Source organism: Caldovatus sediminis (assembly GCF_014644455.1).
Lineage (GTDB): Bacteria > Pseudomonadota > Alphaproteobacteria > Acetobacterales > Acetobacteraceae > Caldovatus > Caldovatus sediminis.
The window spans coordinates 80389-105857 of record NZ_BMKS01000013.1 but is presented as its reverse complement, the minus strand read 5'-3'; the positions used below and the strand labels follow the sequence as shown (position 1 = coordinate 105857).

General features: G+C 76.0%; 23 protein-coding genes and 1 pseudogene. 9 read left to right on the top strand and 15 right to left on the bottom strand.

The features are described 5' to 3' along the window. Positions 1–2 precede the first annotated feature (2 nt). Positions 3–1196, bottom strand: a complete 1194-nt coding sequence (locus tag IEX99_RS17605) for a phosphoserine transaminase (RefSeq protein ID WP_188902712.1) — start codon at positions 1194–1196, stop codon at positions 3–5. Between the two features lie 118 nt (positions 1197–1314). Between IEX99_RS17605 and IEX99_RS17600 the strand changes: the two genes are divergently transcribed. Further along, positions 1315–1599, top strand: a complete 285-nt coding sequence (locus tag IEX99_RS17600; RefSeq protein WP_188902711.1) for a hypothetical protein — start codon at positions 1315–1317, stop codon at positions 1597–1599. Between the two features lie 14 nt (positions 1600–1613). Here IEX99_RS17600 and IEX99_RS17595 read toward each other — a convergent pair whose 3' ends face one another. Continuing rightward, complete coding sequence (locus IEX99_RS17595) at positions 1614–2447, bottom strand: PhzF family phenazine biosynthesis protein (protein WP_188902710.1); 834 nt, start codon at positions 2445–2447, stop codon at positions 1614–1616. A 146-nt stretch (positions 2448–2593) separates the two neighbouring features. Here IEX99_RS17595 and IEX99_RS17590 point away from each other — a divergent pair, with 146 nt between their 5' ends. Next, positions 2594–4372: a patatin-like phospholipase family protein gene (locus IEX99_RS17590; RefSeq protein ID WP_188902709.1), complete on the top strand. Its 1779-nt coding sequence runs from the start codon at positions 2594–2596 to the stop codon at positions 4370–4372. A gap of 126 nt (positions 4373–4498) precedes the next feature. Here the strand turns inward: IEX99_RS17590 and IEX99_RS17585 are convergent, their stop codons facing one another. From IEX99_RS17585 to IEX99_RS17525, 13 genes and pseudogenes are all read right to left on the bottom strand, one after another. Next, complete coding sequence (locus IEX99_RS17585) at positions 4499–5440, bottom strand: Bug family tripartite tricarboxylate transporter substrate binding protein (RefSeq protein WP_188902708.1); 942 nt, start codon at positions 5438–5440, stop codon at positions 4499–4501. Between the two features lie 243 nt (positions 5441–5683). After that, positions 5684–6499, bottom strand: coding sequence for a bifunctional hydroxymethylpyrimidine kinase/phosphomethylpyrimidine kinase (gene thiD, locus IEX99_RS17580; protein ID WP_188902706.1), 816 nt, complete (start codon positions 6497–6499; stop codon positions 5684–5686). After that, positions 6496–7887, bottom strand: a complete 1392-nt coding sequence (glmM, locus tag IEX99_RS17575) for a phosphoglucosamine mutase (RefSeq protein ID WP_188902704.1) — start codon at positions 7885–7887, stop codon at positions 6496–6498. The genes thiD and glmM overlap by 4 nt, the downstream gene beginning before the upstream one ends. Before the next feature lie 46 nt (positions 7888–7933). After that, positions 7934–8992, bottom strand: a complete 1059-nt coding sequence (gene folP / locus IEX99_RS17570) for a dihydropteroate synthase (RefSeq protein ID WP_229678108.1) — start codon at positions 8990–8992, stop codon at positions 7934–7936. A 72-nt stretch (positions 8993–9064) separates the two neighbouring features. Next, positions 9065–10996 carry an ATP-dependent zinc metalloprotease FtsH gene (ftsH, locus tag IEX99_RS17565; protein WP_188902702.1) on the bottom strand — a complete coding sequence of 644 codons (1932 nt, stop codon included), beginning with the start codon at positions 10994–10996 and terminating at the stop codon, positions 9065–9067. Between the two features lie 301 nt (positions 10997–11297). Next, positions 11298–12680, bottom strand: a complete 1383-nt coding sequence (gene tilS / locus IEX99_RS17560) for a tRNA lysidine(34) synthetase TilS (RefSeq protein WP_188902700.1) — start codon at positions 12678–12680, stop codon at positions 11298–11300. Positions 12681–12725: 45 nt separating this feature from the next. Next, on the bottom strand, positions 12726–13616 hold the full coding sequence (locus tag IEX99_RS17555) for a tetratricopeptide repeat protein (protein WP_229678107.1): 891 nt from the start codon (positions 13614–13616) through the stop codon (positions 12726–12728). A 267-nt stretch (positions 13617–13883) separates the two neighbouring features. After that, a complete protein-coding gene (gene pal, locus IEX99_RS17550; protein ID WP_188902698.1) occupies positions 13884–14357 on the bottom strand; it encodes a peptidoglycan-associated lipoprotein Pal in 474 nt (157 codons plus the stop codon). A gap of 168 nt (positions 14358–14525) precedes the next feature. Then, the gene (gene tolB / locus IEX99_RS17545) at positions 14526–15905 is read right to left on the bottom strand and encodes a Tol-Pal system beta propeller repeat protein TolB (protein ID WP_229678106.1); all 1380 of its coding nucleotides are present in this window, start codon (positions 15903–15905) and stop codon (positions 14526–14528) included. Between the two features lie 23 nt (positions 15906–15928). After that, entirely contained in the window at positions 15929–17008 is a 1080-nt protein-coding gene (locus IEX99_RS17540; protein WP_188902694.1) for a hypothetical protein, read from the bottom strand. A gap of 23 nt (positions 17009–17031) precedes the next feature. Then, positions 17032–17625 carry a protein TolR gene (gene tolR / locus IEX99_RS17535; RefSeq protein ID WP_188902692.1) on the bottom strand — a complete coding sequence of 198 codons (594 nt, stop codon included), beginning with the start codon at positions 17623–17625 and terminating at the stop codon, positions 17032–17034. 133 nt (positions 17626–17758) lie between these two features. Beyond that, positions 17759–18469 (bottom strand): annotated as a pseudogene (gene tolQ, locus IEX99_RS17530) (protein TolQ); the annotation flags it as partial. A gap of 138 nt (positions 18470–18607) precedes the next feature. Continuing rightward, positions 18608–19132, bottom strand: a complete 525-nt coding sequence (locus IEX99_RS17525; protein WP_188902688.1) for a YbgC/FadM family acyl-CoA thioesterase — start codon at positions 19130–19132, stop codon at positions 18608–18610. Between the two features lie 374 nt (positions 19133–19506). Here IEX99_RS17525 and IEX99_RS17520 point away from each other — a divergent pair, with 374 nt between their 5' ends. Genes IEX99_RS17520 through IEX99_RS17490 form a run of 7 tightly spaced genes read left to right on the top strand, consistent with a single transcriptional unit; the run spans position 19507 to position 25463 of the window. Next, positions 19507–20157, top strand: a complete 651-nt coding sequence (locus IEX99_RS17520) for a TetR/AcrR family transcriptional regulator (protein ID WP_188902686.1) — start codon at positions 19507–19509, stop codon at positions 20155–20157. Continuing rightward, entirely contained in the window at positions 20147–20911 is a 765-nt protein-coding gene (locus tag IEX99_RS17515; protein ID WP_188902684.1) for an SDR family NAD(P)-dependent oxidoreductase, read from the top strand. The genes IEX99_RS17520 and IEX99_RS17515 overlap by 11 nt, the downstream gene beginning before the upstream one ends. A 35-nt stretch (positions 20912–20946) precedes the next feature. Further along, positions 20947–22155 (top strand): ABC transporter substrate-binding protein, encoded by a 1209-nt coding sequence (locus IEX99_RS17510; protein WP_229678105.1) that lies wholly within the window; start codon positions 20947–20949, stop codon positions 22153–22155. A 51-nt stretch (positions 22156–22206) separates the two neighbouring features. Beyond that, entirely contained in the window at positions 22207–23076 is an 870-nt protein-coding gene (locus IEX99_RS17505) for a branched-chain amino acid ABC transporter permease (RefSeq protein ID WP_188902682.1), read from the top strand. Further along, positions 23073–24032 carry a branched-chain amino acid ABC transporter permease gene (locus IEX99_RS17500; RefSeq protein WP_188902680.1) on the top strand — a complete coding sequence of 320 codons (960 nt, stop codon included), beginning with the start codon at positions 23073–23075 and terminating at the stop codon, positions 24030–24032. Before IEX99_RS17505 ends, IEX99_RS17500 begins: the two co-directional genes overlap by 4 nt. After that, entirely contained in the window at positions 24019–24768 is a 750-nt protein-coding gene (locus tag IEX99_RS17495) for an ABC transporter ATP-binding protein (protein WP_188902678.1), read from the top strand. Before IEX99_RS17500 ends, IEX99_RS17495 begins: the two co-directional genes overlap by 14 nt. Continuing rightward, complete coding sequence (locus tag IEX99_RS17490; protein ID WP_188902676.1) at positions 24768–25463, top strand: ABC transporter ATP-binding protein; 696 nt, start codon at positions 24768–24770, stop codon at positions 25461–25463. Before IEX99_RS17495 ends, IEX99_RS17490 begins: the two co-directional genes overlap by 1 nt. Positions 25464–25469 lie beyond the last annotated feature (6 nt).

Here is a 25469-nt window from a genome sequence, read left to right as displayed (position 1 = left end):
ACTCACTCCGCCGCCTGCGTCGCCGCCGCGAACTCGTCCTCGACCGCGGCGAAGGCCCAGTCGAGCCAGGGCAGCAGCGCCTCGACGTCGGCGGTCTCGACCGTCGCGCCGCCCCAGAGGCGCAGCCCCGGCGGCGCGTCCCGGTACGCGCCGGCATCGAGCGCCGCCCCTTCCCTCTCGAGCAGCGCCGCGAGCCGCTTCGCCGCCGCCGCCTGCTTCTCCGCCGGCAGCGCCCCGAACCACGGCGCCACGATCTTGAGGCAGATCGAGGTGCAGGAGCGGGTGCGCGGATCCTCGGCGAGGAAGTCCACCCAGGGCGTGCGCTCCACCCACCGCGCCACGGCGGCGAGGTTCGCCTCCGAGCGCGCGATCAGCGCCTCCAGCCCGCCGATCGCCTCCGCCCAGCGCAGCCCGTCCAGCGCGTCCTCGACGCAGAGCATCGAGGGGGTGTTGATCGTCTCCCCCCGGAACAGCCCCTCGTTGATCTTCCCGCCCTTGGTCATGCGGAAGATCTTCGGCAGCGGCCAGGGGGGCGCGTAGGACTCCAGCCGCTCGACCGCCCGCGGCGACAGCGCCAGCATCCCGTGCGCCGCCTCGCCCCCGAGCACCTTCTGCCAGGACCAGGTCACCACATCGAGGCGGTCCCAGGGCAGCCGCATCGCGAAGGCCGCCGAGGTCGCGTCGCAGATCGCGAGACCCTCCCGCGCCGGCGAGATCCAGTCGCCGTCGGGCACCCGCACGCCACTGGTCGTGCCATTCCAGACGAAGACCAGGTCGCGCCCCGGGTCCACCGCCGAAAGATCGGGCAGGCGCCCATAGGGAGCCTTGTGCACTCGCACGTCGGTGAGCTTGAGTTGCCTCGTGACGTCCGTCGCCCATTCGCCGGAGAAGCTCTCCCAGGCCAGCACGTCCACCCCGCGCGGCCCGAGCAGGCTCCACAGCGCCATCTCCACCGCCCCGGTGTCCGAGGCGGGGACGATCGCGAGTCGCCATTCGGCCGGCATGCCGAGGATGGCCTTCGAGCGCTCGATCACCTCGGCGAGCCGCGCCTTCGGCGCGGAGGCGCGGTGGCTGCGCCCGAGCAGCGCGCCCTCGAGCGCGGCGAGCGACCAGCCGGGTCGCTTGGCGCAGGGACCGGAGGAGAATCGGGGATTGGCCGGACGGACGTCCGGCTTCGGCGTGGCGAGCGTCGCCATCGGATGCTCCCTTGCAGAAGCAGATGCGCCCCGGTGGGGGGGCGTGGCCCGCGCGCCGCATAGCCGATTCGGGCGCAGCGGGGCAACCCCCGGGCGTCGCCTCCGTTGGATCTGCCCCATGCGCACGGACCGCCGTCGCCACCCCGCCCTGCGGGCCTGCCGCGCCGCCCTCTTCGCCGCGGCGCTGGGCCTCTGCTGGCTGGTGCCGGGGGCGAGCCTGACGCTGTTCGCCGCGTTGCTCACTGCCGGCACGCTGTCCCTGCTGGCAGCGGAACTCGCCGGCCAGTTGCGCGTGCCGCACCGCTGGGCCCTAGCGCTCGCCGTCTGGGCCGCCGCCTTCGGTGCCGTGCTCCGGGCCGTCGAGGCGGCGGGATCGGGCGCGCTGCCGCCGGGCGGCGGGTAGGACGCGGCGCCGCCTCAGCCGGCGTCCGGCAGCAGGATCTCCCCCCGCGCGTAGAGCACCGCCGTCCCGCCCATCCGCACGCGCGCCCCGCGCAGCTCGCACCACAGCGTTCCGCCGCGCCGGCTCGCCTGGCGGCAGACCAGCGCCGTCCGCCCGAGCCGCGCCGCCCAGAACGGCACGAGCTGCACATGCGCCGTCCCCGTCACCGGGTCCTCCGGCACCCCCACCTTCGGCGCGAAGTACCGGCTGGTGACGTCATGCCCGGGCGGCCCCCCGGCCGCCGTCACCATCACCCGCTCGCCTCCCGGCAGCGCCGCGAGCTTCGCGAAATCGGGCCGGAGCCCCGCCACCTGCTCCGCCGAATCGAGCACGCAGATCCAGTCCCGCGCCCGCCACACCTCCCGCGGCGCCACGCCGAGCGCCTCCGCGAGCCCCGGCGGCGGCTCCGCCACCCGCTCCGCCGTCCGCGCCGGGAAGTCGAGCACGAACCGCTCCCCCTCCCGCTCCACGCCGAGCGTCCCGGAGAGCGTCGCGAAGGCGTAGGGCGCCCTCTCCCCGAACTCGGTCGCCAGCACGAAGCCGCTCGCGAGCGTCGCGTGCCCGCACATCTCGACCTCGGCCGCCGGCGTGAACCAGCGCAGGCGCCAGCCGCCCGCCTCGCGCACCAGGAACGCCGTCTCGCTCAGGTTGTGCTCCGCCGCCATCGCCTGCAGCGTCGCGTCCGGCAGCCAGCGCGCGAGCGGCACGACGGCGGCGGGATTGCCCTCGAAGGGCCGCGCCGCGAAGGCGTCCACGAAGAAGACGCGCAGCGTCGGCGCGCCGTCCCGCCTCGCCGTTGAAGCACCCATCGCCCCCTCCTCTCGACGCGCGGCGGCCGAGATCACGCCATCGCGCCGGCGCTGGCAAGGGCGGCGGGTCCGCGCGTCGCACGCGCGGCTTGCATCCGGCTGCGGATCGGTCCTAGGATTATTTTCTTATCGCTGAGGACCCGCCGATGACCCCCGACGCCATCCTCGCCCGCCTCCAGAAGCCACTCGTCACGCAGCCCGCGGACGCGACCACCTTCCGCCTCGGCATCGTGCTCAACGGCACCGTCTCCGCCGGCGCCTGGACCGCCGGCGTCCTCGACTTCCTGATCGAGGCGCTGGACGCCTGGGAGGCGGCGAAGCGCGCCGGCGAGGACGTGCCCCGCCACAGCGTCCGCCTGGACATCCTCGGCGGCGCCTCCGGCGGCGGCGTCTGCGCCGCGCTCCTCGCGCGCGCCGCGACCTGCCGCTTCCGCCACGCGCAGACCGCGGCCGGCGCCCCCGGCAACCCCTTCTGGCAGCTCTGGGTCGAGCAGCTCGACATCGAGGCGATGCTCGGCGCGCGGGACCTGGAGGATCCCGCCGCCCTCGCCGCCTCCGTCCTCGACGGCTGGGCGATCGAGCAGGCCGGCAGCCTCCTGCTCGACTGGGGCCCCGGCGCGCCGGGCGTGTCGGCGCTGGAGACGCCGCGCGCCTGGCTCGCCGATCCCTTCCGCGTCCTCGTCACCCTGACCAATCTGCGCGGCGTCCCCTACGGCATAGACTTCGCGCCGCCCGCGGCGACGCCGGGCGGCGCGGCGCCGCGGCCGCGGGCGAGCCACTACGTGGACCACGCCGACCACGCGCTCTTCGCCTTCCCCCTGCGCTCCGGCGCCGCGCCGGACTCGCTCGACCTGCGCGGCGACGAGTGGCTGGTCGGCCCCGACTTCGCGCGCGACCGCGCCGAGTGGGCGCGCTTCGCCGAATACGCCAAGGCCACCGGCGCCTTCCCCAGCGGCTTCCCGCCGCGCCGGCTCGAACGCCCCGCCGAGCACTACCGCTGGCGCGCCGCGCTGCTCCCCGGCTGGACCGACGCCAGGGGCGTCGTCCACCCGCCGCGGGCGCGCCTGCGCACGCCGCGCTGGGAGGCGCTCCCCCCGGAGCGCCGCCCGGACGGCGGCCGCTACGTCTTCGACTGCGTGGACGGCGGCGCGCTGAACAACCAGCCGGTCGAGCTGGTCCGCATCGCCCTCGCCGGTCTCGGCAACTCGCTCGAGCGCGACGGGAAGGCGGCGCGCGCGGCGGTGCTGCTGATAGACCCCTTCGCCGCCGCGCCGGAGGCGCCGCTGCCCGCCACGCAGGGGCTGGACCTGCTCGGCGTCGCCGGCGGGCTGATCGGCGCGTGGAAGTCGCAGGCGCGCTTCGCCACCTCCGACCTGCTGCTCGCGCTCGAGGAGGGCGTCGGCAGCCGCTTCCTGCTCACCGCCGGGCGCAAGACGCCCGATGGCGGCACGCTCTGGGGCGGCGAGGCGCTGGCGAGCGCCGGGCTCGGCGCCTTCCTCGGCTTCCTCGACCGCGACCTCCGCGTGCACGACTACCTGCTCGGCCGCAGGAACTGCCGCGACTACCTGGCGAGCCACTTCGTCCTGGACGAGGCGAACCCGCTCTTCGGCGGCCTCGCCGCGCGCGCGCCGGGGCTCGCCAGCGAGTATCGCGGCCGCGCGCCGGGCACCCTGCAGATCATCCCGCTGGTCGCCGGCCCCCGCGCCCCGCTCCCGCAGCCCGAATGGCCGGCCGGCAGGACCTGGACCGGCGGGCTGGAGGCGCGCATCCGCGCGCGGCTGCGCCGCGTCGCCGACCGGCTGGCCGAGGGCCAGGGCGTCGGCGTGCTGGCAAGGCTCGCCGCCCGTCTCGCCGCGGGACGGGGCGCCGAGGCGATCGCCAGGCAGATCCGCCGGGGCCTGCACGAGGTCGAGCGCCCGCGGTAGCCCGTCCGGCCCGCCGACGGGCGGCCGCGGACCACCGCGCGGCCGCCTGCGTTCCCTCCCGGCCGTCCGCGGCGGTGCCGCCCCGTGCCGCGGCAGGCCGGCGCGCTGCCGCTCAGGAGCGCGCCGTTACCGGCTGGTCGGGATCCCGGCCTCGCGGATCACCTGCGCCCATTTCGGGATGTCCGTGGCGATGACCCTGCGCATCTCCTCCGGCGTGCTCCCGACCGTGTCCAGGCTGAGCGAGGCGAACCGCTCCTTCATCGTCTCGTCGGCGAGCACCTTCAGCGCCTCCGCGCGGACCTTGTCGAGGATCGGCCTCGGCGTCCCGGCCGGCGCCATCAGCCCGAACCAGGAGGTCGCCTCGAAGCCGGGGAACCCCTGCTCCGCGATCGTCGGCAGGTCGGGCGCGGTGGACGAGCGGTTGAGCGAGGTGACGCCGATGCACCGCAGCCGCCCTGCGCGCACCAGCGGCATCGCCGCCCCCGCGTTCTGGATGCCGACCGGCACGAGGCCGCTCAGCACGTCCGCCATGTTGGCGCCGCGATAGGGGATGTGCTCCATCTGGATGCCGGCGCGGTGGCACAGCATCTCGCCGGCGATGTGCTGCGGCGTGCCGATGCCCGGCGATCCGTAGGAGAGCTTCCCCGGATTCGCCTTCGCGTGCGCGACGAGCTCGGGCACGGAGCGCACCGGCAGGTCGTTGTTGACGAACAGCAGCGACGCCATGCTGAGCGTGATGCAGATCGACTCGAGGTCCTTCAGCGGATCGAAGGGGAGGTTCTGGAGGCTCGGCAGGATGGTGATGGCGGCGTTGCCGGCCCACATGAGCGTGTAGCCGTCGGGCGCCGCCTTGGCGACGCGGTCGACCCCGATGGCGCCGGAGTTGCCGGGGATGTTCTCCACCACCACCGGCTGCCCCCAGGCCTCGCTGAACTTCTGCGCGAACATCCGTCCGGTGACGTCGGTCGCACTGCCCGCGGTGAAGCCCACCACCATGCGGACGGTGCGGGCGGGCCAGGCATTCTGCGCCTCGGCCCGGCGGGTAGCGACCGCGGCGGCCCCGACCATAGCCGCGCTTCCAGACGTGAGGCGCCGCCGCGAGAGCGGAAGGTTCATGGGCGTATCTCCCCCTAGAGTGGTTTTTTTCTCGGTACGACGAGGCCCCGCCGGTATTTCCGCGCGACAGGGCGTCGGAACCCTAGGGCGGCCGCCGCACGCGCGTCCATAGCCGGCGGCTCGGCCGCCGCCCTCGATCCCCGGCGCCGCGAACGGCACCGGGACCTTCGCTGCCCCTGCCGGCCGGGCGGGTGCTCAGCCCAGCCCCGCCACCCGCGCCGGATCGAGCGTCACCGCGTGATCGAGCGGCCCGTGCCCGTGCCCGAACCCCGGCGCCGCCGCTATCGCCGCGCGCACATAGGCCCGCGCGCGCAGCACCGCCGCGCGCAGCCCCATCCCCTGCGCGAGCCCGGCCGCGATCGCGCTCGCCAGCGTGCAGCCCGTGCCGTGCGTGTGCCGCGTCTCGATCCGCGGCGCCTCGAAGCTCTCGACGCCGGCGCCGGTGGCGAGCAGGTCCGTCACCACGGCGCCCGGCAGGTGCCCGCCCTTCAGCAGCACCGCCCGCGCGCCGAGGCCAAGCAGCCGCTCCGCCGCCCGGCGCATCCCCGCCAGGTCGGCGATCGCCATGCCCGCCAGCACCTCCGCCTCCGGCAGGTTCGGCGTGATCACCGCGGCGCGCGGCAGCAGCCGGCGCCGCAGCGCCTCCACCGCCTCCGCGGCGAGCAGCCGGTGCCCGCCCTTCGCCACCATCACCGGATCGGCCACCAGCGGCACCTCCGGCGCGCGCGCCGCAAGCTCGTCGCACACCGCCTCGATCGTCGCGGCGTCGTGCAGCATCCCGGTCTTGATCGCGTCCGCGCCGATGTCCTCCAGCACGACGCGCATCTGCTGGCGGATGAACGCCGCCGGCACCGCCATCACCGCGTGCACGCCGAGCGTGTTCTGCGCCGTCAGCGCCGTGATCGCGGTCGCGGCGAAGGCGCCGAGCGCCGTCACCGCCTTGATGTCCGCCTGGATCCCCGCCCCGCCGCCCGAGTCCGACCCGGCGACGATCAGCACGCGCCCCCTCATGCCGCCGCCGCGTCCTTCTCCGCCAGCGCCAGCGCCGCCGCGCGCGCGCGGATCGCCGCGGCGAGCCGTCCGACGACCTCCTCCACCAGCGCCTCCTCCTCCGCCTCCGCCATCACGCGGATCACCGGCTCCGTCCCGCTCGCCCGGATCAGCACGCGCCCGCGCGCGCCGAGCCGCGCCTCCGCCGCGGCGATCTCCCGCTGCACCTCGGCGTCGCCGAGCGGCGAGGCGCCCGCGTAGCGCACGTTGACGAGTTTCTGCGGCAGCGGCGCGAAGCGACGGCAGACCTCGCTCGCCGGCCGCTCCTCCTCGACCAGCACCGCGAGCACCTGCAGCGCCGCCACCAGCCCGTCCCCGGTGGTGGCGAAGTCGCTCAGGATCACGTGCCCGGACTGCTCGCCGCCGAGGTTGCACCCCGTCTCGCGCATCCGCTCGGCCACGTACCGGTCGCCGACCTTCGTCCGGTGCAGCCGCAGCCCGAGCGATTCGAGATGCCGCTCCAGCCCGAGGTTCGACATCACCGTCGCCACCACCGCGCCGCCCGCGAGCCGCCCCGCCTTCGCCCAGGACCCCGCCACCAGGGCGAGGATCTGGTCCCCGTCCACCACCGCCCCGCGCTCGTCGCAGAGCACCAGCCGGTCGGCGTCGCCGTCGAGCGCGATGCCGAGATCCGCGCGCCGCTCGCGCACGATCTCCGCCAGCCGCTCCGGGGCGGTGGAGCCGCAGTCGCGGTTGATGTTGAACCCGTCCGGCGCCACCCCGACCGGCACCACCTCGGCGCCCAGCTCCCACAGCACGGTCGGCGCCACGCGGTAGGCGGCGCCGTTGGCGCAGTCCACCACCACGCGCAGGCCGTCGAGCGAGAGCCCCTTCGGGAAGGTCGCCTTCGCCGCCTCGATGTAGCGCCCCGGCGCGTCCTCCATGCGGCTCGCGCGGCCGAGACGCGCCGGCGCCGCCAGGCGGTCGGCGGGATCGGCCGCCATCAGCGCCTCGATCTCCGCCTCCTGCGCGTCGGAGAGCTTGAGGCCGTCCGGCCCGAACAGCTTGATGCCGTTGTCCTCGTACGGGTTGTGGCTGGCCGAGACCATCACGCCGAGGTCGGCCCGCATGCTGCGCGTCAGCATCGCGATCGCGGGCGTCGGCAGCGGCCCGACCAGCACCACGTCCATCCCCGCCCCGATGAACCCCGCGGTCAGCGCCGGCTCGAGCAGGTAGCCCGAGAGCCGGGTGTCCTTGCCGATCACGACGCGGTGGCGGTGGTTGCCGCGGTTGAAGTAGAGCCCGGCGGCCTGGCCGAGCCGGAGCGCGGTCGCTGCGTCCATCGGCGCGCGGTTCGCCGTGCCGCGGACGCCATCGGTGCCGAACAGGCGGCGGGAGGGCGTGCTCATGGCGAGGTTTGTAGCGCGATGGCCGTGCCCTGTAACGCGCCCTCCGCTACCGCTCCGCCTCCTCGCCCTCCTCCCCGCCGGCCTCGCAGGCCCGCCATACCCGCAGCGCCTGCACCGTCTCCGCCACGTCGTGCACGCGCAGCACCGAGGCCCCGCGCGCCGCCGCCGCCAGCGCCGCCGCCACGCTCCCCGCGACCCGCCGGCGCGGCTCCGCGACCCTGCTCAGCGTGCCGATGAAGCGCTTGCGCGACGCCCCGAACACCACCCGGCAGCCGATCCCCGCGAGCAGCGCCAGCCGCTCGGTCAGCGCCAGGTTGTGGGCGAGCGTCTTGCCGAAGCCGATCCCGGGGTCCACGGCGATGCGCGAGCGCGGGATGCCGAGCGCCTCCGCCGTCGCCACGCGGTCGCGCAGGAAGCGCGCCACCTCCAGCGCCACGTCGTCGTAGCGCGGCCGGTCCTGCATGGTGCGCGGGTCGTCGCCCAGCATGTGCATCAGGATCACGCTCGCCCCGCCGCGCGCGACGACCTGCATCGCCGCCGGGTCGTGGCGCAGCGCCGAGACGTCGTTGATGATCTCCGCCCCCGCGTCCAGCGCCGCCTGCATGGTGCGGGCGTTGCGGGTGTCCACCGAGACCGGCGCCGCCTTGGCCAGCTCGCGCACCACCGGAAGGATGCGGCGGATCTCCTCCTCCGCCGGCACCGGCTGCGCGCCGGGGCGCGTCGATTCGCCGCCGATGTCGAGGATGTCGGCGCCCGCCGCCAGCATGGCGTGCCCCGCCTCGATCGCCGCGCCGGGATCGGAGAGGCGCGCGCCCTCCTCCGAGAAGCTGTCGGGCGTGACGTTGACGATCCCCATCACCAGCGGCCGCCCCGCCGCGAGGCCGGCGAAGGGCGCCGGGCGCCGCGTCAGGGCGTGCAGCGCGTCGGCCCAGTCCTCCGGCACCGCCCCGGGCGGCATCAGGCCGAACGGGCGCCCGTCCCCGATCAGCCGGACGAGGGCGAAGGCGGCCGGCCCGCCGGCAAGCGGGAGGGCGTGGCCCTCGCGCACCGCCTGGAAGGCGGAGGGGCCGGAGAGCAGGGCAAGCGGCTCGATCCAACGTTCCACCTGGTCCGGCTCCCTCGGTCCCCGCACCGCCGCCGACGCGCGCGCAGGTGACGGGGCCTCCGCCCCCGCGCCCTAGGTGCCCGGCGCCGGCGCCGGGCTCAGCGGCCCCTGTGGCGGCCGCGGCTGCGCCGCCGCGCGGCCGCTGGTCGGCACGCTGCCGCGTCCGCCCGCCAGCGGCTCGTCGGGCCGCTGGCGCACGATCGGCTCGCCGCGGATCACCTGCCGGATCTCGTCACCGGTCAGCGTCTCGTGCTCGAGCAGGCCCTTGGCCAGCAGGTGCAGCTCGTCGATGTTCTCCGACAGGATCCTCTTCGCCCGCTGGTAGGCCTCGTCGATGATCCGCCGGATCTCGGCGTCGATCTGCCGCGCCGTCTCCTCGGAGATGTTCTTCGTCTGCGTGATCGCGTGGCCGAGGAACACCTCCTGGCTGTTGTCGGCGTAGGCGATCATGCCGAGCTTCTCGCTCATGCCCCACTCGGTGACCATCCGCCGCGCCTGGTCGGTCGCCATCTTGATGTCGCCGGCGGCGCCGTTGCTCACCTTGTCGGGCCCGAAGATCAGCTCCTCGGCGACGCGCCCGCCCATCGCCATGGCGAGCTCCGCCTTCAGCTTCGCCTTGTGTTTGGAGTAGCGGTCCCCCTCCGGCAGCGACATGACGAGGCCGAGCGCCCGCCCGCGCGGGATGATGGTCGCCTTGTGCACCGGGTCGCATTCGGGCTCGTGCAGCGCCACCAGCGCGTGGCCCGCCTCGTGGTAGGCGGTCATGCGCTTCTCCTCCTCGCTCATCACCAGCGAGCGGCGCTCGGCGCCCATCAGGACCTTGTCCTTGGCCTGCTCGAACTCGTGCATGCCCACCGTGCGCCGCCCGGTGCGCGCGGCGAGCAGCGCCGCCTCGTTCACCAGGTTGGCGAGGTCGGCGCCGGAGAAGCCCGGCGTGCCGCGCGCGATCACCTTCGGGTCCACGTCGGCGGCGAGCGGCACCTTGCGCATGTGCACGCGCAGGATCTTCTCGCGCCCGACCACGTCCGGGTTCGGCACCACCACCTGCCGGTCGAAGCGCCCGGGCCGGAGCAGCGCGGGATCGAGCACGTCCGGCCGGTTGGTCGCGGCGATCAGGATCACGCCTTCGTTCGACTCGAACCCGTCCATCTCGACGAGCATCTGGTTCAGCGTCTGCTCGCGCTCGTCGTTGCCGCCGCCGAGCCCCGCCCCGCGGTGCCGCCCGACCGCGTCGATCTCGTCGATGAAGATGATGCAGGGCGCGTTCTTCTTCCCCTGCTCGAACATGTCGCGCACGCGGCTCGCGCCCACGCCCACGAACATCTCGACGAAGTCGGAGCCCGAGATGGTGAAGAAGGGCACGTTCGCCTCGCCGGCGATGGCGCGCGCGAGCAGGGTCTTGCCGGTGCCCGGCGGCCCCACCAGCAGCACGCCCTTCGGGATCTTGCCGCCGAGGCGCTGGAACTTCTGCGGGTCGCGCAAGAACTCGACGATCTCCTCGAGCTCGGCCTTCGCCTCGTCAATGCCCGCGACGTCGTCGAAGGTGACGCGCCCGTGCTTCTCGGTCAGCAGCCGCGCGCGGCTCTTGCCGAAGCCCATCGCCCGCCCGCCGCCCGACTGCATCTGGCGCATGAAGAACACCCAGACGCCGATCAGCAGCAGCATCGGGAACCAGGAGAGCAGGTAGTGGAACAGCGGGTTGACGTCGCTCTCCTCGGGCCGCGCGACGACGCGCACGCCCTTCTCGGTCAGGCGCGCGACCAGGCCCGGGTCCTCCGGCGTGTAGGCACGGACCGTTCCGTCCGCGCCATGGCCGGTGATGGTGCGGCCCTGGATGACGACCTCGCGCACCCGCCCCGCGTTCACGTCGTTGAGGAAGTCGCTGTAGGCCACCTCGCGCGCGGCCCCGCGCTGCACGCTCGCGGGCTGGAACAGGTTGAACAGCGCCACCAGCAGCAGCGCCACGATCACCCAGAGCGCGAGGTTGCGACCGAAATTGTTCACGATGGATTCCGTCCTCCGCCGGCACCCCCCTCCATGGGGCGCGCCGACCGCGCGTTGCTGTTCCCAAGATAGGGCGCCTCCGCCCCGCCTTGAATGGCCGCGGCGGCGGCGGGCACATCGCCGGCCCCGCCCGCACTCCCGGGAGCGCGGGCCGTCGCGCGCGGTTGCACCAGCTCGGCCATCCACACCTGCCGCATCGCCCCGGACCGACCCGGGCGCCGCGCCGGCGACGCCGCCGATCCGCCGCGGGCCTTCCGCAACCATCATAGACCGTCCGTCACGCCCGGCGCGACCCCGCCCGTCACCCGGCCGCCGCGGCATCCGGACGCGCCGCCCAGGCGGCGAGCGGCCCCCCGGCCGGCGCGAAGTCGAGCCGGAGCCCGCCCGCCGCCGACGCGGCCGGATAGTCCAGCGCCGGCACCGCCACCAGCCTCCCATCCGCGTCCCGGATGGCGGGCAGCGCGGCGAGCGCCAGCCGCGGCACGCCGCGCCGCGCCGCCGCGCGCCGCAGCCGCGCTGCCTCCGGCGGCGTCACGCCCGCCGCGCCGAGCGCGGCGACGGTCCAGCCCTCGCCGCCGTCCCCGCTCACCCGGAAGCGTCCGTCCCAGACCGCCCCGTCGACCGCCGCCGTCGCCGGGGCGCGCAGCGCCGCCGCCGCCTCCCGCACGAGCAGCGCCCGTGCCGCCTCGGCCGCGGCGTGCAGCCGCACCCCGGCGAGCGTCGCCCCGCGCCGCGCCCCCGTCCCGTCCCGGCTCCCGCCGAGCAGCGCCAGCAGCCGCCGCACTCCCTCCCGCGGCGGCGGAAACCCCGCGCCGCCGAGCAGGCCGAGCAGCCCGCCGAGCGCCGCCTCGGCCACCGCGTCGCGCCCCAGCGCTTGCGCATCGAGCCAGGCGAAACCCTCCGGCCGCAGCGCCATCGCCGCGGCCAGCCGATCGGCCGCCGCGGCCTCCGCCGCCGCGCGCCGTGCCGCAAAGGCCGCCGCCGCGCCGGCCAGCGCCGCCGTCGCGGTCCCCGTCCCCTCCGGATCGCCGAGCGCCGCGCGCAGGCGCGCGCGGGCGAAGCGGGCATCGAGGTTCGTCGGGTCGCGCACCGGCACGAGCCCCGCCCACGCCACCACCGCCTCCAGCCGCGCCGGCGGCACGTCGAGCAGCGGCCGCAGCACCATCGCCTCCGCCGCGGCCCGCACCGGCGCCATCCCCGCCAGCCCCGCCGCGCCGCTGCCGCGCAACGCCCGGAACAGCACCGTCTCCGCTTGGTCCCCCCGGTGGTGCCCGAGCAGCAGCCAGGGCGCGCCCGCCGCCCGGCAGGCGGCGAGCAGCGCCGCCATCCGCGCCGCCCGCGCCCGCTCCTGGACCCGCGCCCCGCCCGGCGCGAGCCGGAGCCGCAGCACCCGGCCGGCGATGCCGCGCCCCGCGAGCATCGCCGCGACCCCCTCGGCCTCGGCCGCGCTGCCGGCCCGCAACCCGTGATCAACCACCAGGGCGAGCAGCCGCCCGCCCCGCACCTCCGCCCAGCGCCCGGCGAGCAGCGCCAGCGCCAGGCTGTGCGGCCCGCCCGACACGCCGGCGGCGAGGATTGGCGCCGCCCCGAACGGTCCGAGCGGCGCCATCAGCGCGGCGAATTCCTCCTCCGTCACCGGGGTCGCGAGGCGCCCATCGGCTTCCGCGCCCTGCCCGCCACCCATCCGCGAGGCCCTCCGCGGCCGGGCGGCCGGCCGCTCGCGCCCCGGTCAGCGGCAGCCCGCGCGCTGCCGCTGCTCCTGCGCCCGCGTCGCGAGCGGCTGCGGCAGGCGGGGGAACTCGGAGCGGAGCTGGTCCAGCGTGGCGCAGGCCTCGCGCCGCGCGTTGAAGGCGTTGAACGCCGTCGCCAGGCCGAGCAGCGCCTCCGGCGCCCGCGCGCTCTGCCGGTTGCGGCGGTAGGCGTCGTCGAAGGCGATCGCGGCGTTCTGGGCGTCGCCCTTGCCGAGCAGCGCCTCGCCGAGCAGCAGCAGCGCGTCCTGCCCGCGCGGCCCGCCGCCGCGGTTGGCGAGCACCTCGCGCGCCGCCGCCTCGGCGGCGGCGAAGTCGCGCCGGGCGAGCGCCTGCTGGCCCTCGGCCAGCGCCCGCTCCGGCGGCCGCGGCACGCCCGCGGCCGCCGGCGCGGGCGCGGCGGCGGGCGGCGGGGCGGCCGGTCGGGCCGGCGCCGCCGCGCCGGCCCCCGGCGGCCGCGCCGCTCCGCCGCCCTCCAGCTGCCGGAGCCGGAAGTCCATGTCCCCCTGCAGCTTCTCCACCTCGGCGGCGAGCTGGCGGGAGCGGAACTCCGCCTCCTCCACCCGTCCGCGCAGGCTTCGCACCTCCTCCTCGAGCCGACCGACTCGGTCGAGGAGCTGGTTCAGCAGCTCGACCTGCCCGCCGGGAAGCGCGACGCCGGCGCCCCGCCCCGGCGGAGGCAGGCTCGGTGCCGCGAGCGCGCTGCCGCCGCGGCGCAGCTGCTCGAGCTCGGCGCGGAGCTGCAGGATCTGGTTCTGCAGCGCGATGCCCTCGCGGCTTTCGATCTGGGCCAGCGCCGGCCCGGAAGGAGGGACGATCCCGGCGCCGGCCATCGCCGCGGTCAGGGCCAGGACGGGCAAGGTGAACCGCATGGGCGCCTACTTCCGCATCGCTCGAACGCCGCCCCCGCGCCGTGGCGCACGCCTCCCCGCGGGAAGGGGCCGCGGCGGGGCGGGGCGCGGCCGGTTGCCGATCTTCACCGCATGGCGCGGGCCGACCAAGCCCCTCCCGCGCCCGCGGCGACGGCGCCGGGGTCGGCCGCCCCGCGGTGCCGCCTCATCGCCGGCTGCGGCCGGGCCACGCGCGGCACCGCGTCCCGGGGCTTCGCCGCCAGGCGGCGGCGCGACGCCCCGCCACACTCAGCGGACCACTGTCACCGCGCGGCGGTTCTGGGCCCAGGCCTCCTCGTTGGAGCCGAGCGCCGCCGGCCGGTCCTTGCCGTAGCTGATGGTCTGGATGCGGGCGCCCGAGACGCCCTGGGCGACCAGCACGTCGCGCGCCGCGTTGGCGCGGCGCTGGCCGAGGGCGAGGTTGTACTCGCGGGTGCCGCGCTCGTCGGCATGGCCCTCGATCGTGACCTGCACCTCCGGGTAGCGCTGCAGCCAGGCCGCCTGCCGCTCGAGCACGGGGCGCTGGTCGGGGCGGATGTTCGAGCGGTCAAAGTCGAAGAACACGCGGTCGCCGACATTGGCCACCAGGTCCTCCTGGCTGCCGGGACGGATCTGGCCGGGCGCGGCGCCGCCGGCGCCGGCGCTCACGGTCTGGCTCTGGTCGTCGGCGCACGCCGTCAGCAGCGCGGCAGCCGCCAGCGCCGTCATCAGCTTTGCGTTCATCGCGCGAATCGCTCCTTGCCTGCGCGTTTCGGTCGGGATTCCGGGCGCGGCCCTGGGGGGCGACGCCGGTTGCACGGCTTCGCTCCCGTTACAACCGCGCCCCGCGGCCGGTCAAGCGCGGGGTCGCGGCGGCCGGGCGGGAACCGGGGGGAGGCACGGGGCCGGCGCTCACGACAGCAGCGGCGACCAGGCCGGGTCGGTCGCGTCGGTCGGGGTCATGATCTGCCGCTCGTTGAAGCCGGCGATGTCGATCGAGGCGAGACGCGCGGAATAGCCGGTGCCGCGCGCGTCGCGCGCCGGCGTCTCGCGGTAGAACATCAGTACCCGGCCGTTCGGCGCGAAGGTCGGCCCCTCCATGGCCCAGCCCTCGGAGAGGATGCGCTCGCCCGAGCCGTCGGGCCGCATCACCCCGATCGCGAAGCTGCCGGTGCCGAACCGGGTGAAGGCGATCAGGTCGCCGCGCGGCGACCACACCGGCGTCGCGTAGCGACCGCGGCCGAAGGAGATGCGCCGCACGTTCCCCCCGTCCGCGTCCATCACGTAGAGCTGCTGGTCGCCGCCGCGGTCCGAGTTGAACACGATCTGCGTCCCGTCGGGCGAGTAGCAGGGCGAGACGTCGAGCGCCCCGCCCGAGGTGAGCTGCCGCTCCCGCCGCGAGGCGAGGTCGACGACGTAGATGTTCGCGACCCCTCCGCGCGCCGCCGACAGCACCACGCTCCGCCCGTCCGGCGAGAAGCGCGGCGAGAGCGTCATGCCGGGGAAGCTCCCGAGCACCTCGGTCCGCCCGGTGCCGAGGTCGAGCAGCACCACGCGCGGCTCGCCCCGCGCCTGGTAGGCCATGAAGGCGACGCGGTCGGAGTTCGGGTGGAAGCGCGGCGTCAGCGCGGCGAAGGCGCCGTCCGTCAGGAAGCGGTGGTTCTCCCCGTCCTGGTCCATGATCGCGAGTCGCCGCGTGCGCCGGTCGCGCGGCCCGGTCTCGGAGACGTAGACGACGCGGGTGTCGAAGTAGCCCTTCTCGCCGAGCAGCCGCTCGTAGATCACGTCGGAGATCAGGTGCGCGATGCGCCGCCAGTTCTGCAGCGGCGCGGTGAAGGCCGTGCCCTGGAGCTGCTGCTCCGGCAGCACGTCCCACAGCCGGAACTCGACGCGCAGCCTCTCGCCCGCCGCCTCCACCCGCCCCGTCGTCAGCGCCTGCGCGCCGATCACGCGCCAGTCCTGGAAGCGCGGCGTCGCCGCCGCGGCCTCCGGCGTCTGGATGAAGGCCTCCCGCTCGATCGGGCGGAACAGGCCGGAGTTGCGCAGGTTGTTCTGGATCACGCGGGCGATGTCGCGCCCGATCCGCTGCGCGTCCGGCGTCGCGCCGGCCATGTCGGGGATGGCGATCGGGATCGGGTTGGTGCGCGCGGTCTCGATGTTGATCACCGCGCCCGCGGCCCCCCCGCCCTGCGCCGCCGGCTGCTGGGCGCGCGCCGCGGGAAGCGGCCAGGCCGCGATCCCCGGCGCGGCGAGGGCGGCACCGGCGCCGAGCGCGGCGCGCCGGCGCGTCAATGTCGGAAATCGCAAATCGGTCCTCATCGTACGAGCCCCCTCGGGCTGAATCGGAAGGTCGAGGCCATCACGGTCTGCAGCTTGTCCGGCGGCACGCGCAGCGGATTGCACTGCGGCGAGAGCAGCGCGCGGCGGGCCGATTCATAGACCGACCGCGCGCGCGGATCCGAGGGGATCGCGCTCGCCGGAACGACGTTGCGCACGTTGCCCTGCGCGTCGAGCTGCACCTTCAGCTCCACCACGATCTCCGCCAGTCCCATCATGCCAGGATCCACGTTCCAGCACTCGCTGATCTGCTCGGCGAGGCCGCGGATCTCGCCGGCGGTGAGCGGCGCCGCCCCGGCCGGCGCGCCGCCGCCGGCGGTCGGCGGCGCCGGGGCCGGGTTGGGGCGGGCGCGCGGCGGCTCGGTCTGGCGCTGGGCCGTGCGCAGCCGCTCCAGCGTGTTCAGCACCTCGCGCGAGCGCTCCTGCGGCCGCGGCACCGGCGGGGTCTGGCCCTGGGCGTTGGCCTCCCGGCTCGGCTGCGGCGGCGGCGGCACCGGCGGGCGGGGCAGCGGCGGATCGGGCCGCGGCGGCTCCGGGCGGGCGGCCTGACGCGCCGGCGGCGGAGGCGGAGGCGGCGCCGGCGGCGGCGGCAGGGGCAGCGGCGGCCGCGCCTCCGCCTGCGGCGCCGGCATCGGCGGAGGTGGCGGCGGGACCGGCAGGGGCGGGGTCGGCGCGGGCGGCGACGCGGCGGCGACCTGCGGCGCCGGCGCCGCCGGGGCGGGCGGCGTCGGCGTCGCGGCCGGCGCCGGCGGCGGAGGCGGTGGAGGCGGCGGCGGCGCGACGGGCAGCCGCGGCTGCGCCTCCGGCGCCGGCGGCGAGGTCGGGGCGGGAGGTGGCGGGATGGGCGCCGGCTCTGGGGCCGCCTCCTCGGGCGCGGGCTGCTCGCCCCGGGCCTGCTGCGGCGGCAGCTCCGCCACCAGCTCGACGGCGATCGCCATCTCCGGCGGCTCCTCGAAGCGCCGGAACCGGTAGTCGAACAGCGCCAGCAGCGCGACGGCGAGGTGCAGCGCCGCCGAGACGGCCGCCCACCCGCGCAGTCCGAAGAGGCGTCCGGGCACCCCCATGCCCCCGCGCCCGTCGTTCAGCCCCGCGGCGGCCCGCTCTGGGCCTGCGGCCGCGCCGGTGGCCGCGCGGTCGGGGGCGCGGGCGCCCCCCCGCCCCGCGCCGGCGCCGCCCCGCCGCCCGGGACGCCGCCGCCCGGCGGCGTCGCGCCGGGCTGCGGCGAGGGCTGTTCGGCCAGCAGCGCGACGCGCGAGAACCCGGCGGCGCTGATCGTGCCCATCACCTCCATCACCCGCCCGTAGGGGATCGCGCGGTCGCCGCGCACGAAGATTCGCCGCTCCGGCGCCCCCCGCGGCTGGTTCTGCATGATCGCCTGGAGCTGCGGCACCAGGGCGTCGAGCGCGACCTCCGTCTCCTGCAGGAAGATGCGGTTCTGCGCGTCGATGGTGACGGTGAGCGGCTCGGTCTCCTGGTTGAGCGGGCTGGCGCTGGTGCGCGGCAGGTCCACCGGCACGCCGACGGTCATCATGGGCGCCGCCACCATGAAGATGATGAGCAGCACCAGCATCACGTCCACCATGGGCGTGACGTTGATCTCGGCCATCGGCCGGTAGCGCCCGCGGCGGCCGTTGCCGTTGCGCACGCTGGAGCCCTTGAAGACGGCGGCGGCCATGGCGCGGCTAGCCCCCGCGCGCGGCGACGGCCGGGGCGTGGTGCGCCGCGGGCGGCGACGGGGGCTGCGCCGGCCGCGGCGGCGGCGGCGGCGCCGGCTCCTCCTCCGCCACCGGCGGCCGCGCCGCGACGACCTCCACCTGGCGCGAGAGGATCGCCCCGAACTCCGCCGCGAAGCCCTCGAGCCGCGCGGCGAAGCGGGCGAGGTCGGTGTTGAGCTTGTTGTAGGCGAGCACCGCCGGGATCGCCGCCACCAGCCCCATGGCGGTGGCGAACAGCGCCTCGGCGATGCCCGGCGCGACCACGGCGAGGTTGGTGTTCTGCATCCCGGCGATCGCCGAGAAGCTGTTCATGATCCCCCACACCGTGCCGAACAGCCCGATGAAGGGCGCGGCGGAGCCGACCGAGGCGAGGAACACCATCCAGCGCTCCAGCCGCTCCATCTCGCGCTGGATCGTCACCGCCATCGCCCGCTCCACCCGCTCCTTGAGCCCGGCGACGGCGAGCTCCGAGGCCCCGGCGACGCGCTCGGCGCTGCGCCGCCACTCCCGCATGCCGGCGCCGAACACGGCGGCGAGCGGATGCGCCGCCTGCTCGCCCTCCTGCTCGTGGAGCTGCTCGAGCGAGCCGCCGGACCAGAAGCGGTCCTCGAAGGCGTCGCCGGCGCGGTTGACGCGGCGCAGCGTCGCGATCTTGTCGAACACCACGGCCCAGACCCAGACGCTGGCGAGCAGCAGCAGGATCATCACCGCCTTCACCACCCAGTCGGCCTGCAGGAACAGGCCCCAGAGCGAGAGGTCGTGCGGCGCCTGGCCGAGCGCGGTCGCGGTCACGGTGCGGTCCAAGCCTGGTCCTCCTTCGGTCCCCTGCGGCGCGGCGGCTGCCTAGTCCCCAAGCCCCCCCGGGTCCAGGCCCGCGCCCTGCGGCGATCGGCGGCGGCGTCCGCCCCCCGACGGGCCGCCGGCCGTCCCGCTCCGAATAAGTCACACCGCCCGCCGCCGCCCGGCCCCGGGCCCGCCGCCCCCGGCGGGCGTCGAGACCAGGCCGCGGAGGCTCGTCCGCCACGGCTCCGGGATCGGCGCGGGGCGCAGGCTGCCCTGGGCCACGCAGACCAGCCCGACGACCAGCCGGGCCAGCTCCTCCCCCGCTGCCTCCGGCCGGTCCTCCCCCGGCCCCGCCGCCGCGCGGCACACCCGCTGCTCGACGACGAGCTGGGCCCCGGTGACGCGCAGGACGGCAGTCTCCACCACCAGCGACTCGTCCAGCCGGGCCGGCCGGAAATACTCCACTTCGACGCGGCGCACCACGAGTAAACAGTGGTGGCGGTCCATCATCTGCCGGTGTGGCAATCCTAGGGCGCGCAGGGACTCGGTCCGCGCCCGCTCGGCCCAGCGGAGGTAGGAGGCGTGATAGGCCATCCCCCCGGCGTCGGTGTCCTCGAAGTACACGCGGAGCGGGTGGCGGTGGACGCGGCGCGCGGGCGGGGATGGGGTCGGATCGGGGGCCATGCCCTCAATTAGGGGCAGTCCGCCAACACCGCCCCCCAATCTTCGCCGCGCGCCCGCGCTGGTGCGGCATCGGCCCCGGCCCGGCCGCGCCGTCCGGCTCCCGGGCGTCCCGGCATTCCCGGCCCGCCCCGCCGCGGCGGGGCGGGTGTCCATGCGCTGCCGCACCCGCGCTCCGACCCCGGAGACGCCCGGCGCGACGGCCCTCCGCTCCGCTTCGCCCATCCGCGCCCGGCGTCAGGCGGGTGGCTGCCGCCCGCAGACAGCGGCGCCGCGGGCATGCGGCGGCTGCGCGCCGGCGATGATTGGGCGCTCACTCAATTTTCCTTGGCAGGTCCGCCGATCCGCGCGAGGATGCGCCCCGGAGGCCGCCCATCGTGTCGACCGCGCCCGCGCCCCGCGTCATCGCCGCCCAGATCAAGGACGAGGCCCTGGTCCAGGCGCGCCGCGCCCGGATCGCGGAGGCCGCGGCGCGGGTGTTCCGCGAGAAGGGCTTCCACACCGCGACCATCCGCGACGTGGCCGAGGCCGCCGGCCTCACCCAGGGAACGCTCTACAACTACATCCGCTCGAAGGACGACATCCTCTACCTCGTCCATCAGGACCTGACCGCCCGCTACACGGCCGACGTCGAGCGCGCGATCGAGGGCCTGTCGGATCCGCGCGCGCGGCTCCGCGCCGCGATCCGCGCCTTCGTCCGCGCCATGCGCGAGCGGCACGCCGACATCCGCCTGATCTACCAGGAGACGCACGCGCTCGGCCGCGACTCGCTGCACGCGGTCCTCGCCCAGACCGACGCCTTCATCCGCCTGTTCGGCGGGCTCATCGAGGCGGCGCGCCGCGACGGCATGGCGATCGACGGGGCGCCGCGGCTCGCCGCCGACATCGTGACCTTCCTGCCGGTGATGCTCGCGCTGCGCCGCTGGCGGCTGCGCCACGCCCTCGACGGGCCGGAGGCCGAGGACGAGCTCGTCGCCTTCCTGCTGCGCGGCCTCGGCTGCCCGGAGGAGATCGCCGATGGATCTTGACGGACGGGCCCTGCTGGTCACCGGCGCCAGCCGCGGCGTGGGGCGCGCCATTGCCCTCGCCGCCGCGCGCCGCGGCGCCGACGTCGCGCTGATCTACCGCAGCCGCGCGCGCGAGGCGGATGCCGCCGCCGCGGAGGTCCGCGCCCTCGGGCGCAACGCCTTCACGGTCGCCGCCGACCTCGCGGACAGCGCCGCGGTGGCCGCGGCGGTGGACGCCTCCGCGGCGGCGCTCGGCAGGCTCGACGCGCTCGCGCTCGCCGCCGGCGCCGTCGGGCAGTGGGCCACCGTCGCCGACCTCCCGGTCCAGGACTGGGACCGGTACATCCAGGTCGATCTCAGCGGCGCCTTCTACACGCTGCACGCCGCGATCCCCCATCTGCGGCGGGCGAGGGGCGGGGCGATCGTCGCGATCTCCTCGATCGCGGCGCAGATGTGCCAGGCGCGCAACGTGCAGGGGGCCGCGGCCAAGGCCGGGCTGGAAGCGATGGTCCGCGTCGTCGCGCGGGAGGAGGCGCGGCACGGCATCCGCGCCAACGCGCTCGCCATCGGCCTGACCGCGACCGACATGGCCCAGGTCGCCTTCGACCGCTGGGGCCCGGAGACGACCGAACGCATCGTGCAGGCCATCCCGCTGCGCCGCATCGCCACGCCGGAGGAGGTGGCCGAGGTCGCCTGCCTGATGCTCGGCCCGACCTTCGCCTACCTGACCGGCAAGGTGCTGCAGCTCGACGGCGGCCAGATCATCGCCGGCTGATCCGGCGGAAAGCACGAGAAAGGGAGGAGAGGACGATGAGCAGCACAATGATCGGCCGCCGCGCCGCGCTCGGCGCGGGTGTGGCGGTGCTCGCGGCGCCGGCCGTCCTGCGCCGCGCGCGGGCGCAGGCGGGGCCGCTGAAGCTCGGCGTGCCCACCGCCATCACCGGGACCTGGGCGGCGCTCGGCGCGCAGGTGGTGCGCACCTGCCGGCTCTGGGCCAAGACCGTCAACGCCCAGGGCGGGCTGCTCGGCCGGCAGGTCGAGTTCCTGTTCGAGGACACCCAGGGCGTGCCCGCCAACTGCCTGCGCAAGGCGCAGGAGATGGTCGAGCGCGACCGCGTCAACATCCTGCTCGGCCTCATGGCGTCGAGCGAGGCGCTCGCGGTGATGCCGAAGCTCGCCGAGTGGAACGCGCTGTTCATCTCCTCGGTCAACGGCGCGGGCTCGATCACCGCCGAGCACTGGGTGCCGAACGCCGTCCGCGCCAACATCTCCGGCCCGATGGGCGCGCGCGCCCTCGCGCTGCACCTGCGCGATTCGCCGCAGACCGACTACTTCTGCCTGTCGCTCGACTACGCCTGGGGCCGCTCCTCGGTCGAGACCTTCGAGGGGCTGCTGCGCGGCATCGGCAAGCGCTCGATCGGCAGCGTCTTCGCCCCCGTCGGCACGCGCGACTACTCGACCTACATCGCGCGCATCCGCCAGGCGAACCCGCAGGCCCTCTACATCGCGCTCACCGGCGACGACGGCACCGCCTTCCTGCGCCAGGCCGCGCAGTTCCGCCTGTTCGAGCGGATGCCGATCGTGACCGAGACGGTGGACATGCTGTTCACGCGGCCGGCGGGCGAGGCGGCGATCGGCCTCGTCGGCGGCAGCCGCTACAGCTTCGCCTACGACATCCCGGCCAACGCCGCCTTCGTCCAGCGCTTCCGCGCCGAGTACAACGAGCTGCCCGACACCTACGACGGCGAGCAGTGGCAGGCGCTCGACGTGCTGATGGCCGCCGCGCGGCGGGCGAACAGCACCGAGACGGCGGCCCTGGTCGCGGCGATGCGCGACCTCGAGCTCTCCAGCGTCAAGGGCCCGCTCAGGATCCGCGCCTGCGACGGCCAGGCGGAGCAGCAGGGCTTCGTCGTGCGCGTCGCGCGCAAGGAGGGCTTCCCGCACCCCGTGCCGGAGGTGATCCGGACCTACCCCGCGGCCGAGGTCACCCCCGCCTGCCGCAGCGCCACCTTCGCCTGAGCGCATCGGGGCGTGGCGCGGGCGATCCCGCGCCGCGCCCCGGAGCCTTCCATGGATCCGGTCGCCCTCTTCACGCTGCAGCTGCTGAACGCGCTCTCGCTCTCGGCGCTGCTGTTCTTCATCGCGCTCGGCCTGACGCTGATCTTCGGCATCATGCGCGTGATCAACTTCGCCCACGGCGCGATCTACATGCTGGGCGCCTATGTCGGGGTGACCACGCAGACGCTGACGGGCAGCTTCGCGCTGTCGCTCGTTCTGGCGCCGCTCGCCGCCGCGCTGCTCGGCCTCGCCTTCGAGCGCTCCGCGCTCACCAGGCTCTACGCGCGCGAGCATTCGGCCTTCCTGCTGGTCACCTTCGGCCTCGCCCTGGCGCTGACCGAGGCGATCCGCCTGGCCTGGGGGCCGGATCCGCGCCAGGCGGAGCTGCCGGCGGCGCTGGCCGGCATCGTCTTCGTCCTGGACGAGCCGTTTCCGGTCTACCGGCTCGTGCTGATCGGCGCGGGCGCGGCGGCGGCGCTGGCGCTCTGGCTCCTCCTGCACCGCACGCGCCTCGGCCTGCTGATGCGCGCCGCCTCCCAGAACGCCGCCATGACGGCGGCGCTCGGCAACGACGTCGCCGCGGTGCGCGCCGCGGTGTTCGCGCTGGCCTGCGGGCTCGCGGCGCTGGGCGGCGCGCTGGCCGCGCCCCTGTTCACGGCCTACATCGGCCTCGGCACCAGCGTGATCATCGACGCCTTCGTGATCGTCATGATCGGCGGCATGGGCAGCTTCGTCGGGACGGCGGTGGGGAGCCTGCTGGTCGGCTTCGCGCAGACCTTCGGGAACTTCTACTTCCCGGAGCTCGCGCTCGGCGCGACCTACGCGCTGATGATCGCCGTCCTGCTGCTCCGCCCCGGCGGCCTGTTCGGGAGGGAGGAGTGACGCCCGCCGCGCCGCGGGCCGTCCTGGCGGCGATCGCGGTCCTCGCCGCGCTGGGGTTCGTGCTGCCCGGCTATGCGGTGACGCTGCTGACCGAGGCGATCATCCTCGCCCTGTTCGCGCTCAGCCTCGACCTGCTGGTCGGCCACGCGCGGCTGGTCTCCTTCGGCCATGCCGGACCCTGGGGCTTCGGCGCCTACGTCGCGGCGGGGCTGCTGCTCGTCCTGCAGCTGCCGCTGCCCGTCGCCGCGCTCGGCGCGGCGCTCGCGACCGCACTCGTCGCGGTTCCCGTCGGCTGGCTCTGCGTACGGACCACCGGGGTCGCCTTCGCCATGCTCTCGCTCGCCTTCGCGCAGCTCGGCTACGCGGTGGTGTTCAAGTGGAGCGCCGTCACCGGGGGCTCGGATGGCCTGCCGGGCGTGCCCCGCGGCGGCGGGCCGCTCGGGCTCGACTGGCTCGCCACGCGCGAGGGGTTCCACGTGCTCGCGGCCCTCGCGCTCGCCGGCGCCTACCTGATCGCGCGGGGCTTCACGGTCTCGCCGCTGGGTCGCGTCGCCGCGGCGGTGCGCGAGAACGAGGCCCGCGCGCAGGCGCTCGGCTACGACCCGCGCCGCACGCGCCTCGCCGTGTTCGTCCTGTCCTATGGGCTCGCGGGCCTCGCCGGGGGCCTCTATGCGGGCTTCGCGCGCTATGTCTCGCCCGAACTGTTCTTCTGGACCGTCTCCGGCCACGTCCTGGTGATGGTGATCCTGGGCGGCGCCGGGACGCTGGTCGGGCCGATGATCGGCGCGATGGCCCTGTTCTTCCTCGAGCACCAGCTCTCCGGCCTCACCGAGTCGTGGGGGCTCGCTCTCGGGATCGTCTTCATCCTCGTCGTGATCTTCGCGCCGCGGGGGCTGATGGGCTGGATCGAGGACGCGCTCCGGCGCGGCAGGAGGGCGTCGCGTGCCGATCCTTGACTGCCGCGGCCTCACCCGCGCCTGGGGCGCGCTGCGCGCCGTGGACGACGTCGACCTCGCCGTCGAGGCCGGCGAGACCTGCGCCGTCATCGGACCGAACGGCGCGGGCAAGAGCACGCTGTTCGCGATGATCGCCGGCAACCTGAAGAAGACGGCCGGCCGCGTCCTCCTCGACGGCGAGGACGTCTCGGCCCTGCCGGCGCACCGCATCGCGGCGCGCGGCGTCGCCCGCACCTTCCAGATCACCGCGGTCTTCCCGGGCCTCCCGGCGGTGGAGAACGTCCGTCTCGGCCTGCAGGCGCACGACCCGCTGCGCCGGCGCCCGATCGGGGGCGGCGCCGCCCTCGCCCGCGGCGCGGAGGAGGCGCTCCACTGGCTCCGCCGCGTCGGCCTCGCCGACCGCGCCGCGACCCCCGCCGGGGAGCTCGCGCACGGCGACCAGCGCCTGCTCGAGGTGGCGATGGCGCTCGCCCAGCGGCCGCGCCTGCTCATGCTCGACGAGCCGACGCAGGGCATGTCGGTGGAGGAGACGCGGCGCACGGTGGACCTGCTCGGCCGGCTGATCGCCGAGGAGGGCGTCACCGTGCTGCTCGTCGAGCACGACATGGAGGTGGTGTTCGCGCTGGCGCCGCGCGTCGTCGTGCTGCACCGCGGCCGCAAGATCGCCGACGGTCCGGCGGCCGAGGTCCGCGCCGACGCCGGCGTCCAGGCGGCCTACCTCGGGGGCCTCGACTGATGCTGGCGCTGCGCGGCCTGGCCGGCGGCTACCGCGGCGCCCGCGTGCTGCAGGGCGTGACGCTCGACGCGCCGGCGGGCCAGGTGACGGCGGTCATCGGCCGCAACGGCGTCGGCAAGACGACGACGCTGCGCGCCGTGATGGGCCTCCTGCCCGGCGTGGAGGGCGAGGTCACGCTCGCCGGCGAGCGGCTGACCGGCCGGCCGCCGCACCTCGTCGCGCGCGCCGGCATCGGCTACGTGCCGGAGGGCCGCCAGGTCTTCCCCGACCTCACCGTCGAGGAGAACCTCCGCGTCGGCCAGCGCCGCCCCTCGCGCCAGTGGCCGCCGGAGCGCCTGTTCGCGCTGCTGCCGAACCTGCGGGAGCGCCTGCGCAACCTGGGCCGCGCCCTCTCGGGGGGCGAGCAGCAGATGCTCGCCATCGCGCGCGCCCTGGTGACCGACCCGCGGGTGCTGCTGCTCGACGAGCCCTCGCAGGGCCTGGCGCCGATGGTGGTCCGCGAGCTCGCCGCGGTGCTGCGGCGGCTGGCCGGCGAAGGCGTCGCCGTCCTCCTGGTGGAGCAGAACCTGCGCCTGACCGAGGCGGTCGCCGACCGCATCCTGATCATGGCCAAGGGCCAGGTGGTGCACGAGGCCTCCGCCGCCGCCTTCGCGGCCGAGGAGGAGGCGGTGCGCCACCGCTGGCTGACGATGTGAGGAGAA